Annotated in this window: 10 protein-coding genes; 9 read left to right on the top strand and 1 reads right to left on the bottom strand. The window is 69.5% G+C overall.

Annotated features, from left to right (window positions below):
* Positions 1 to 28 precede the first annotated feature (28 nt).
* The 9 genes from COGEMETH_RS09150 to COGEMETH_RS09190 all read left to right on the top strand — a co-directional run bounded on the left by COGEMETH_RS09150 (position 29) and on the right by COGEMETH_RS09190 (position 10378).
* On the top strand, positions 29 to 1549 hold the full coding sequence (locus COGEMETH_RS09150) for an NADH-quinone oxidoreductase subunit M (protein ID WP_238182285.1): 1521 nt from the start codon (positions 29 to 31) through the stop codon (positions 1547 to 1549).
* Between the two features lie 15 nt (positions 1550 to 1564).
* Positions 1565 to 3010 carry an NADH-quinone oxidoreductase subunit NuoN gene (gene nuoN / locus COGEMETH_RS09155; RefSeq protein WP_238182286.1) on the top strand — a complete coding sequence of 482 codons (1446 nt, stop codon included), beginning with the start codon at positions 1565 to 1567 and terminating at the stop codon, positions 3008 to 3010.
* A gap of 20 nt (positions 3011 to 3030) precedes the next feature.
* Complete coding sequence (locus tag COGEMETH_RS09160) at positions 3031 to 3828, top strand: biotin--[acetyl-CoA-carboxylase] ligase (protein ID WP_238182287.1); 798 nt, start codon at positions 3031 to 3033, stop codon at positions 3826 to 3828.
* 16 nt (positions 3829 to 3844) lie between these two features.
* Positions 3845 to 5518, top strand: coding sequence for a ribonuclease J (locus tag COGEMETH_RS09165; protein ID WP_238182288.1), 1674 nt, complete (start codon positions 3845 to 3847; stop codon positions 5516 to 5518).
* A gap of 236 nt (positions 5519 to 5754) precedes the next feature.
* Positions 5755 to 6159, top strand: a complete 405-nt coding sequence (gene mce / locus COGEMETH_RS09170) for a methylmalonyl-CoA epimerase (RefSeq protein WP_238182289.1) — start codon at positions 5755 to 5757, stop codon at positions 6157 to 6159.
* 3 nt (positions 6160 to 6162) lie between these two features.
* Positions 6163 to 6498 (top strand): DUF1467 family protein, encoded by a 336-nt coding sequence (locus COGEMETH_RS09175; protein ID WP_238182290.1) that lies wholly within the window; start codon positions 6163 to 6165, stop codon positions 6496 to 6498.
* A gap of 506 nt (positions 6499 to 7004) precedes the next feature.
* Positions 7005 to 8330, top strand: coding sequence for a proline--tRNA ligase (gene proS / locus COGEMETH_RS09180; RefSeq protein ID WP_238182291.1), 1326 nt, complete (start codon positions 7005 to 7007; stop codon positions 8328 to 8330).
* A gap of 13 nt (positions 8331 to 8343) precedes the next feature.
* Positions 8344 to 9648 carry a lipoprotein-releasing ABC transporter permease subunit gene (locus tag COGEMETH_RS09185; RefSeq protein WP_238182292.1) on the top strand — a complete coding sequence of 435 codons (1305 nt, stop codon included), beginning with the start codon at positions 8344 to 8346 and terminating at the stop codon, positions 9646 to 9648.
* A gap of 16 nt (positions 9649 to 9664) precedes the next feature.
* Complete coding sequence (locus COGEMETH_RS09190) at positions 9665 to 10378, top strand: ABC transporter ATP-binding protein (protein ID WP_238182293.1); 714 nt, start codon at positions 9665 to 9667, stop codon at positions 10376 to 10378.
* Here COGEMETH_RS09190 and COGEMETH_RS09195 read toward each other — a convergent pair.
* On the bottom strand, positions 10366 to 11652 hold the full coding sequence (locus COGEMETH_RS09195; protein WP_238182294.1) for a glycosyltransferase: 1287 nt from the start codon (positions 11650 to 11652) through the stop codon (positions 10366 to 10368). The genes COGEMETH_RS09190 and COGEMETH_RS09195 overlap by 13 nt on opposite strands.
* Positions 11653 to 12118 lie beyond the last annotated feature (466 nt).

Here is a 12118-nt window from a genome sequence, read left to right on the forward strand (position 1 = left end):
GCCTGAGAACACGAAAAGGGCACGCTAGATGTTCGGTCTCGGCATCCTCTCCGGCCTGCTGATCGTGCCGCTCTGCGGCGCGGCCTTCATCCTGACGCTGAACGGCGAGGCGAAGGCCGTCGCGCGCAACGCCCGCTGGGCGGCGCTGGCCACCACCCTCGTCACCTTCCTGCTGTCGCTGGTCGCCTGGAACCGCTTCGACGCGACCTCGCCGAGCTTCCAGCTCGTGGAGAGCCATGCCTGGCTCACCGACACGATCCGCTTCAAGCTCGGCGTCGACGGCTTCTCGATACCGTTGATCCTGCTGACCACCTTCCTGATGCCGTTCTGCATCGGCGCCTCGTGGAACGCCATCGAGACCCGGGTGAAGGAGTATTTCGTCGCCTTCCTCGTGCTCGAGACGACCATGATCGGCGTCTTCCAGGCCCTGGACCTGGTGCTGTTCTACCTGTTCTTCGAGGCCGGCCTGATCCCGATGTTCCTCATCATCGGCATCTGGGGCGGCAAGCGGCGCATCTACGCCAGCTTCAAGTTCTTCCTCTACACCCTGCTCGGCTCCGTGCTGATGCTGCTGGCCATCATGGCGATGTACTGGCAGGCCGGCACCACCGACATCCCGACCCTGCTCCAGACCCGCTTCCCCGCCCAGATGCAGACCTGGCTGTGGCTGGCCTTCTTCGCGAGCTTCGCGGTTAAGATGCCGATGTGGCCGGTCCACACCTGGCTCCCCGACGCCCACGTCGAGGCGCCGACGGCGGGCTCGGTGATCCTGGCCGGCATCCTGCTGAAGATGGGCGGCTACGGCTTCATCCGGGTCTCCCTGCCGATGCTGCCGGACGCGAGCCACGCCTTCGCGCCCCTGGTCTTCGCCCTGTCGATCGTCGCGATCATCTTCACCTCGCTCACCGCGATGATGCAGACCGACATCAAGAAGCTGATCGCCTATTCCTCCGTCGCCCATATGGGCTTCGTGACGCTCGGCCTGTTCACCCTCAACGAGCAGGGCATCCAGGGCGCCCTGTTCCTGATGATCTCGCACGGCATCGTCTCCGGCGCGCTCTTCCTCGGGGTCGGCGTGGTCTACGACCGGATGCACACCCGCGAGATCGCGGCCTATGGCGGCCTCGTGAAGCGGATGCCCCTCTACGCCGTGGCGATGATGGTGTTCACCATGGCCAATGTCGGCCTGCCGGGCACCTCGGGCTTCGTCGGCGAGTTCCTGGCGATGATGGGCGCCTTCAAGGCCAACCCGACGGTGGCCTTCTTCTCGGTCTTCGGCATCATCCTCTCGGCCGGCTACGCCCTGTGGCTCTATGCCCGAGTGATCTACGGCAAGCTGGAGAAGCCCGACCTCCAGGGCATCCTGGACCTCGACACCCGCGAGAAGCTGATCCTGGCGCCGCTGGTGGTGCTGACGATCTATTACGGCGTCCACCCGGCCCCGATCCTCGACGTGTTCGCCCCCTCGACCGAGGCGCTGATGACGGGCATCAAGGCCGCGCTCTCGAACACGCAGACCGCGGCCGCCGCGCTGCCGCTCGCGCGCTGAAGGCACAAGCCAGACATGCCCACCGTCCAGACCGTCCTGCCCTCCCTCACGCCCCTCCTGCCCGAACTGGTGCTGGCGGTGGGCGTGATGGTGCTGATCCTCTACGGGTCCTTCCGGGGCGAGCGCTCGGTCGAGGGCGTCAACGTCGGCGCCCTGCTGCTGCTGCTGCTCGCCCTGTTCCTGGTGATGTCGCAGCCGGCCGGCACCAAGGTCACGACCCTGTCCGGTGCCTTCGTGCAGGACGCCTTCTCCAAGGTGATGAAGTCCCTGGTGCTGCTGGGCTCGGCCGCGACCATCCTGCTCTCGCGCGACTACTTCCAGCGCGCGAAGATCGACCGGTTCGAGTTCCCGATCCTGATCGTGCTCTGCACCATCGGCATGATGGTGATGGTCTCGGCCAACGACCTGATCGCCCTCTATCTCGGCCTGGAGCTGCAGTCCCTGGCCGCCTACGTCATCGCCGCCTTCCACCGCGACGACCTGAAATCCACCGAGGCCGGTCTGAAGTACTTTGTCCTCGGCGCCCTCTCCTCGGGCATGCTGCTCTACGGCGCGTCCCTGATCTACGGCTTCACCGGCACCGTCTCCTTCCCCGGCATCGTCTCGGCCCTGCACGAGGATGCGGGCTTCGGCATCGTGTTGGGCATCGTGTTCGTGGCCGCCGGCGTGTCCTTCAAGATGTCGGCCGTGCCGTTCCACATGTGGACGCCCGATGTCTACGAGGGCTCGCCCACGCCGGTGACCGCCTTCTTCGCCTCGGCCCCCAAGATGGCCGCGGTGGCGATGACGGTGCGCGTGTTCATCGGGGCGCTGCCGGACGTGACCGCGATCTGGCAGCAGATCTTCGTGTTCGTGGCCATCGCCTCGATGACGCTGGGCTCGTTCGCGGCCATCGGCCAGCGCAACATCAAGCGCCTGCTGGCCTATTCCTCGATCGGCAACATCGGCTACGCCCTCATCGGCCTGGCCGCGGGCTCCGAGGAGGGCATCCGCGGCGTGGTGATCTACATGATCATCTACCTCGCCATGACGCTGGGCGCCTTCGCGATCCTGCTCTCGATGCGCCGCAGGAACGAGATGTTCGAGACCATCGAGGACCTCTCGGGCCTGTCGCGCACCCATCCGTGGCTGGCCTTCTGCCTCGCGATGATGATGTTCTCGCTGGCCGGCGTGCCGCCGCTCGCCGGCTTCTTCGGCAAGTTCTACGTCTTCGCCGCCGCCATCAAGGCGGGCCTGGTGACGCTGGCCGTGATCGGCGTCGTGACCAGCGTGGTCGGAGCCTACTACTACCTGCGCGTCGTCAAGATCATGTATTTCGACGAGGCCAAGGCCCCCTACGAGGCCATGGCCCCGGGCCTGCGCATCGTCCTGTTCCTGTCGAGCGTCGTCGTGATCCTGTTCTGGCTCCTGCCCGCACCGCTGGTCGGCGCGGCGGGCGCGGCCGCCAAGTCCCTGTTCTAGCCGCCTTGGTTCCAGCCACCTTGGGATACCGTCTCAGCGACGCGGCGCGCGCCGCCGGCCACCGCCTCCACGTCTACGACCGCCTCGGGTCCACCAACACCGAGGCGCTGGAGAAGGCGCGCGGCGGCGAGACCGGCCCACTCTGGATCGTCGCCCACCGGCAGGAGGCGGGCCGCGGCCGGCGCGGCAACGGCTGGTCCTCCCTGCCGGGGAACCTGACGGCGAGCGTGCTCTGGCCGGTGGCGGGCGTCGAGCCGGAGCGAGTGGCGACCCTGAGCTTCGTCGCCGCGGTGGCCCTGGCCGAGGCGATCGATCGGGCCTACACCGGCGCACGCGCCACCGACGGGCCGGCGCTCGGCCTGAAATGGCCCAACGACGTGCTGCTGGGCGGCGCCAAGCTCGCCGGCATCCTGCTCGAGGCCGAGACGCTCCCCGGCGGCCGGCGCGCCGTGGTCATCGGATTCGGCGTCAACGTCGCAGCCGTGCCCGCGGAGATGGCCTCCCGCGCGGCATCGTTGGCCGGCTCGGGTATCGCCGTCGATGCCGAAGGTCTACTGGAACATCTCACCGACCGACTCGCCGCGACAGCGCGGGTCTGGAACCGGGGACGGAATTTTTCTGAGATTCGCGGGCTCTGGCTCGCACGGGCCTCGGGCCTCGGATCGCCGATCGCGGTCCGGGCAGGCATCGAGACCCTGAACGGAATCTTCGACCAGATCGACGAGGGGGGGCGGCTCGTGATCCTCGCCCCGGATGGCATGCGGCGGACCGTGACGGCGGGCGAGGTGCATTTCGGTACGGCCGCGACGGCGGCCTGAAGTTGGACGACGATCGATGACGATGGGACAGGACGAGCTCGTCTTCCTGCCGCTGGGCGGCGTGGGCGAGATCGGGATGAATGCGGCGCTCTACGGCTTCGGCCCGGAGAAGGGCCGGAAATGGATCATGGTCGATTGCGGCATGGGCTTCGCGGGCGAGGAGGCGATGCCCGGCGTCGACCTCATGTTCCCCGATCTCAGCTTCATCGAGGAGCGCAAGAAGGACCTTCTGGGGATCTTCATCACCCACGCGCACGAGGACCATATCGGCGCGATCAGCGAGTTGTGGCCGCGCCTCAAGGTGCCGGTCTACGCGACCCGCTTCGCCAAGAACCTGCTGGAGACGCGCCGCCTCTCGGAGCCCGGTGCGCCGAAGGTGGAACTGCGCGAGGTCAAGGCCGGGCGCCGCATCACGGTCGGGCCCTTCGAGCTGGAATACGTGCCGGTCTCGCACTCAATCCCGGAATCGAACGCCATCGCGATCCGCACGGCGGCGGGCCTCGTGCTGCACACCGGCGACTGGAAGATCGACCCGACGCCGGTGGCCGGCGAGATCACCTCGCCCGAGGCGTTCAAGGCGCTCGGCGACGAGGGCATCCTCGCCATGGTCTGCGATTCCACCAACGTGGTGCGTGAGGGCTTCTCGCCCAGCGAATCCGAGGTGGCCGCGACCCTCAAGCGCCTGATCGCCGATTCGCCCCACCGGGTGGCTGTGACGACCTTCGCCTCCAACGTCGCCCGCATCCGCGCGGTGGCCGAGGCGGCCCAGGCCTGCGGGCGCGAGGTGGTGGCGGTCGGCCGCGCCATGGACCGGGTGATCGACGTCGCCCGCGAGTGTGGCTACCTCGACGGCCTGCCCGATTTCCGCCGGGCCGACTCCTGGAAGCACCTGCCGCGGGAGAAGGTCGTGGCGCTGCTCACCGGCTCCCAGGGCGAGCCGCGCGCCGCCCTGGCGCGGGTCTCGCGCAAGGACCATCCCGACATCGCGCTCGCCTCGGGCGACCGGGTGATCTTCTCGTCCCGCGCCATTCCGGGCAACGAACGGGACGTGGGCGCCATCATCAACGACCTGATCGACCAGGGCGTCGAGGTCATCACCGACCGGACCGAGCTGGTCCACGTCTCCGGCCACCCGCGCCGCGACGAGATGGTGGAGATGTACGCCTGGACCCGGCCCGGCACCGCGATTCCGGTGCACGGGGAGCCGCTTCACCTCGACGAGCACGCGCGCTTCGCCCGCGCGCAGGGCGTCGGCAACGTGGTCAAGGCCCGCAACGGCACCCTGATCCGGCTGGCGCCCGGCCGCCCGGAGGTGATCGACCACGTCAAGTCGGGGCGCCTGTTCAAGGACGGCAACATCCTGATCGACGACCGCGACCGGGCCATCCCCGAGCGGCGCAAGCTCGCCCAGGCGGGATTGGTCTCGGTCGCCATCGCCATCGACGAGGCGGGCGCGGTGCTCGGCGAGCCGGCCGTGGACATCATCGGCCTGCCCAACAGCGGCCGCTCCGGCGCGCCGCTGATCGACACGGTGGTCGATACGGTGTCGCGGGCGCTCTCCGGCATGTCGAAGGCCAAGCTGCGCGACTCGGAGGGCGTCGAGAAGGCGGTCGACCGGGCCGTCCGCTCGGCCGTCAACGACGCCTGGGGCAAGAAGCCCGCCTGCCACGTGCAGGTGGTCGAGGTATAAGCGGAGCCCTCCCCCCGACAGATCTCGGGCTTGCCCGAGATCTGCATCCTGTGTGCCCCAAGTCGGGCAAGCCAGACTTGGGATGGGGGAGGGTGCCTGCGGAGCAGGCGGGAGAGAGGAGCGACCTCTCCGGATACGGCGCTCCCCTCTCCCGACCCTCGCTGACGCGAGGGCCACCCTCCCCCGCAGAGGGGGGAGGGCAATGCGCGTTCGAAAACGGTAAGGGAGCGAAACAAATGATCGGGCGGCTCAACCACGTGGCCATCGCCGTGCGCGACCTCGACGCGGCCTGCGCCGTCTATCGCGACACGCTGGGCGCAACGATCACGGCCCCCCTGCCCCAGCCCGAGCACGGCGTCACGGTGGTGTTCGTGGAACTGCCCAACAGCAAGGTCGAGCTGATGGCGCCGCTGGGCGCGGACTCGCCGGTGGCGGCCTTCGTCGAGCGCAATCCCGGCGGGGGCGTGCACCACATCTGCTACGAGGTGGACGACATCATCGCCGCCCGCGACAAGCTGAAGGCGCAGGGCGCCCGCGTGCTCGGCAGCGGCGAGCCCCGCATCGGCGCCCACGGCAAGCCCGTGCTGTTCCTGCACCCAAAGGACTTCGTCGGCACCCTGGTCGAACTGGAGCAGGTCTAGCCGTTGGGCGCCCTCCTCCCCGCCCTGTCCCGCTCGACGCCGCGCACCCTCGGTGCGGTGCTCGTGCTTGTGTCGGCCTTCGTCGCGGTGGCGGTGCTGCTGTTCAAGCTGACGGTGTTCGGCGCCACCGCCCTCTATTTCGTGGTCTGGTGGACGCTGCTCTTCGCCATCCTGCCGATCCGCAACCAGCCGGAGACGCGCCCCGATCACGTGGTGCCCGGCCAGGACCCCGGCGCGCCGGCCTCTCCGCGGCTGCGCGAGAAGGCGATCTGGACCACGCTGTTTGCCGGCGTCGCCTTCCTCGCCGCCCTGGCGATCTTCCCCCTCACGGGATTGTAGTGAAGCTCTGCCGGCCTGAACCGGTCCCGCGAGAGTTCGAAGGCGGCGACCGGCCGTCCGCGGCAGGCGGGGAAGACTTCCGAAAACAAAAAAGCAAGGCCCATGGCCTTGCTTTTGAAGCGTCAGTCGCTCGACCTTTGATTGTCCTACGCATTGCCTGCGTGGCGGTCGTTCTTCCTCCCGAGACTCGGACCTTGCGCTGCCTCTGGCGGGCGTCGCAAACATCGCGGCACGCTTATAGGAACAACAATTCGTGCTGTCACCCGGTCCGTAGCAGGAATCTGCGCTTTTTTGCCGAGATTGCGAGGATCGATCCCTATTTCCGGGCGCGTTGCGGTCCGGGCCGGGGAGGCCGCCGGCCGGGCGCCGCGGAGCGCGCCGAGGGCCGGGGGCGACAAGAACCTTGTCTTTTGCCGGTTCGGCGTGTTGTGTGCCGCGGACGCCGGACCGGTCGGAGCCAGAGCGGCACCGGACCGCCGCGCAGCCCCGCACCCGTAAGATTCCCGATGCGTCTCTCCCGCTACTTCCTGCCGACCTTGCGCGAGACGCCCAAGGAAGCCGAGATCGTCTCCCACCGCCTGATGCTGCGCGCCGGCCTCGTGCGCCAGGAATCGGCCGGCATCTACGCCTGGCTGCCGCTGGGCCTGCGGGTGCTCAACAGGGTCTGCGACGTGATCCGGACCGAGCAGGACCGCTCGGGCGCGATCGAGCTGCTGATGCCCACCGTGCAGTCGGCCGAACTCTGGCGCGAATCCGGTCGCTACGAGGCCTACGGCAAGGAGATGCTGCGCATCAAGGACCGACACGAGCGCGAGATGCTCTACGGCCCCACCGCCGAGGAGGTCATCACCGAGATCTTCCGCGGCAGCGTGCGCTCCTACAAGGACCTGCCGAAGAACCTCTACCAGATCTCCTGGAAGTTCCGCGACGAGGTGCGCCCGCGCTTCGGCACCATGCGCTCGCGCGAGTTCCTGATGAAGGACGCCTATTCCTTCGACTTCGACCAGGCCGGCGCGCGCCACGCCTACAACCGCATGTTCGTGGCCTACCTGCGCACGTTCGCAGGGCTCGGCCTCAAGGCGATTCCGATGCGGGCCGATACCGGGCCGATCGGCGGCGACCTCAGCCACGAGTTCATCATCCTGGCCAATACCGGCGAGAGCCAGGTCTTCTGCGACCGGGCCTATCTCGACTTCGAGGTCCCGGCCGCCACGGTCGACTTCGACGACGTGGCCGGCCTCCAGGGCATCGTCGACGCCTGGACCTCGCACTACGCGGCCACCGACGAGATGCACGAGCCGGAGGCCTTCGCCGAGGTGCCGGAGGAGGCCCGCATGGCCGCCCGCGGCATCGAGGTCGGGCACATCTTCTACTTCGGCACCAAGTATTCCGAGCCGATGGGCGCCAAGGTCGCCGGCCCCGACGGGATCGAGCGGCCGGTGCACATGGGCTCCTACGGCATCGGCCCGAGCCGGCTGGTGGCCGCGATCATCGAGGCCTCCCACGACGAGGCCGGCATCATCTGGCCGGACGCGGTCGCGCCCTTCGACGTGGCGCTGATCAACCTCAAGGCGGGGGATGCCGGCACCGATGGCGCCTGCGCCGAGATCCAGGCACAGCTGGAGGCGGGCGGCCTCTCCGTCCTCTACGACGACCGCGACGAGCGGCCGGGCGCCAAGTTCGCCACCGCCGACCTGATCGGCCTGCCCTGGCAGGTGGTCGTCGGCCCCAAGGGCCTGGCCGAGGGCAAGGTCGAGTTGAAGCGGCGCGCGGGCGGCGAGCGCGAGAGCCTCGCGCCCGTCGACCTCCTGGCGCGGATCAAGCGCGTCTGAGGTTTTTTTGGCGATGGCAGACGGTGCGGTTGGAGCGGTCGGGCGGGTGAAGGGGCTCGCGGCTGGATTTCGCGGGGCGACGGCCCCGTTCGCGCCGTTCGAGTGGATCATCGCGGGCCGGTATCTCCGCGCCCGGCGGCGGGGCGGCGGCGTCTCGGTGGTGGCCTTCTTCTCGGTGCTGGGCATCGCCCTGGGGGTGGCCACCCTCATCATCGTGCTCTCCGTCATGAACGGCTTCCGCACGGAACTCCTGTCCAAGATCGTCGGCATCAACGGCCACGTCTTCGCCACGCCGATCGACCGCACCTTCACCGATTTCGCCGACCTCTCCGAGCGCCTGTCCAAGGTGGCGGGCGTGCGCGCGGCGATCCCCCTGGTGGAGGGCCAGGCCTTCGCCTCCTCGCCCTACGGCGGCAGCGGCGTGCTGGTGCGCGGGGTGCGGGCCGAAGACCTCGACGGGATGGCCTCGGTCTCGAAGTCGATCCGCGGGGGGACGCTGGCCGGCTTCGACGACGGCAGCGGCGTCGTCGTCGGGCGCCGGCTGGCCGACAGCCTCGGGCTCCAGGCCGGCGACACCATCACCCTCTCGACCCCCAAGGGCTCGACCACGCCCTTCGGCACCGCGCCCCGCACCAAGGGCTACACGGTCAAGGCGATCTTCGAGATCGGGATGACCGAGTTCGATTCCACCTTCGTCTTCATGCCGCTCGCCGAGTCCCAGGCCTTCTTCAACCGGGAGGGCGACGTGAACATGATCGAGATCTACATCGACAATCCGGACGCGGTGGCCGCCATGCGCGAGCCCCTGGAGATGGCGGCCGAGCGCCCGATCCTGCTCACCGACTGGCGCCAGCGCAATCGCACCTTCTTCGGGGCGCTGGAGGTCGAGCGCAACGTGATGTTCCTGATCCTCAGCCTGATCGTGGTTGTGGCGACCCTCAACATCGTCTCCGGCCTGATCCTGCTGGTGCGCGACAAGTCGAGCGACATCGCGATCCTGCGCACCATGGGCGCCACCTCCGGCACGATCATGCGCGTGTTCCTGATCAACGGGGCCTTGATCGGGCTGGTGGGCACGCTGTCGGGCTTCGGCCTCGGCGTCCTCATCACCCTCAACATCAAGCCGATCCAGCGGGTGCTGTTTCCCGGCGCCTGGGACCCGACCGTGCGGTTCCTGGCCGAGATCCCGGCCGAGATGAACGCCACCGAGATCACGGTGGTGGTGCTCACTTCGTTCCTCCTGTCGCTCGCGGCGACCCTCTATCCCTCCTGGCGCGCGGCCCGGCTCGATCCGGTGCAGGCCCTGCGCTACGGCTGACGGATTCGATCATCTCATGAGCGGCAGCAGCGAGACCGCGGGCACCGAGCCGGTGCCGGCCCTGTTCTTCGCCCGCGTCGAGCGGCGCTACAAGCAGGCCGAGGGCGCCCTCGAGATCCTGCGCGGGGCCGACCTCGCGATCTGGCCCGGCGAACTCGTGGCCCTGGTCGCGCCTTCGGGCGCGGGCAAGTCCACCTTGCTGCACCTCGCCGGCCTGCTGGAGCGCCCGGACGGGGGCGAGGTCTATGTCGGCGGCCAACCGACCGCGGCGATGGGGGATTCCGAGCGCACGCGCTTCCGCCGCGAGGAGATGGGCTTCGTCTACCAGTTCCACCACCTGCTGCCGGAGTTCTCGGCCCTGGAGAACGTGGTGATGCCCCAGCTCATCCGCGGCCTGCCGCGCGGCGAGGCCAAGGCGCGGGCCACCGAACTCCTGAGCTTCCTCGGCCTCAAGGACCGCCTGATCCACCGGCCGGCCGAACTCTCCGGCGGCGAGCAGCAGCGCGTCGCCATCGCCCGCGCCGTCGCCAACGGCCCACGGCTGCTCTTGGCCGACGAGCCCACCGGCAACCTCGACCCGCAGACGGCCGGCCACGTCTTCTCGATCCTGCTCTCGCTGGTGCGGGCCTCGGGCCTCGCCGCCCTGATCGCCACCCACAACATGGACCTGGCCGCCCGCATGGACCGCCGGGTGACGATCCAGGACGGGCTGATCCGTCAGTTGGACTGAGCCCGTCGCGCGACATCGAGACCTGGCTCGAACAACAGGTCCTCGGCCCGGTCGCAGGCGTCGGCGATCGCGTCCCGCCCCGTCATTTGGTCCCGCGCAGTCGCGCAGGCCCGCATCACCGCCGGATCGGCCAGGAGGCGGCTCAGCGCGCGCTCGGCCCGCGCCGGGGTGAAGGCGCGCCGGCTCAGCGCGGCGCCGAGGTTGCGCTCCGTCAGGCGCCGGCCCTCGTCGAAATGGTCGAAGGCGACTGGGACGACGAGTTGCGGGATGCCGGCCGCCAGGGCCTGCGCCACCGTGCCGATGCCGCCGTGGTGGACCAGCGCGGCGCAGCGCGGCAGCAGCGCGCTGAACGGCGCGTAGGGCAGGTGCAGGATCTCCGGCGGCAGGTCGGCCGGGATCTGGCCGGCCTGGGGCGCAAGCAGAACGCCGCGCCGGCCCATCCGCCGGCACAGGCGCACGGCCGTGTCGAAGAACGGCGCCCCCCGCCGCATCGCCGAGCCGTAGGTGAAGGCCAGCGGCGGCGGCCCGGCATCGAGGAAGGCGGCCAACGCGGGGGCGAGGTCCGGCACGTCGCCGAACCGGTCCACCAGCGGGAAGCCGAGCTGGACCGCCTGCTCCGGCCAGTCCGGCTGGGCGGGGGCGAACCAGTCGGGGAACATCAGCAGCACCCGCGTCGGGCTGTTCCACCAGTGCCGCAGACGCTGCACCCTGCCTAAGCCGAGGCGGGCCCGGAGGGCGTTCAGTGGCGGGAGCGCCGCCGGCCCGATCACGTAGTCGTCGGCGCCCAGGTTCAGCCAGTTCCGCAAGCGCGCCGGCAGGATGCGCGGCAGGGGAAAGCCCGGCAGGACGGGAGGGTCGTAGCGGCTCTCGATCAGGAACGGCATGACGTGGAGGGTCGCCAGCGGCAGGTCGTAGAGGTCCTGCGCCACGCGCGCGCCCCAGGCGAGCGGCGAGGCGACCACGACCCCGTTGCGCTCCCGCGACCAGCTCGCCCCGAGCCAGAGGGCGGTGGTCTCCGTCAGGCCCGAGACGTAGTCGAACAGCGGGCGTATCCCGCGCCAGGGACGCCACAGGTCCGGCGCGCGGATGACGCGCTCGTAATCGGCCACGGTGCCCAGCGGCTGGAACGGCAGGCCGGCCCGGCGGACCATGGCCTCGAACGGGGCCGGGGCGGCGACCGCGACCCCGTGGCCGCGGCGGGCCAGTTCGTGCCCGAGCGCGATGAACGGCAGCACGTCCCCGTGCGTGCCGACCGCCACGAGGAAGAACTCCATCCGGGTCCGGTCGCGATCGTGTCGAATGGGTCGGCTCCCCGTCGACCGCCTCGCGCGTTCCCTCGAACGCGCGAGCGGCCCGGCCCATGTAGCCCGACCGGCCCGGCATGCAATCCGCCGTCACGATCTCCTAACCATGCCGGACGGTCGCGGCTTATCCCCGCTTTACATCGAACATACAAGGAACAAAACTGGATCATGCAGCGGGAGACGCGAACATGTTCAAGAACGTGGTCCTGACCGGAATGGTCGAATTCATGGCCTTCGGGCTTCTGGCGGGGGCAGTGGTCGCCTGGTGCGTAGCCTTGGCACCCATCCGTTAGCCGGATCGTCGAACCGCCGGCTCCGGGCACGGTTGCGCACAGGAAAACCGCCGCCGGCCGGCACGCGACTGCATTCACACATCGCGCGACGTCAGCGGAGGCGGCGGGGGTCCCCTCTCCCGTGCGGGAGAGGGACAGGGTGA

The sequence above is a fragment of the Methylobacterium trifolii genome (assembly GCF_022179685.1).
GTDB lineage: Bacteria > Pseudomonadota > Alphaproteobacteria > Rhizobiales > Beijerinckiaceae > Methylobacterium > Methylobacterium trifolii.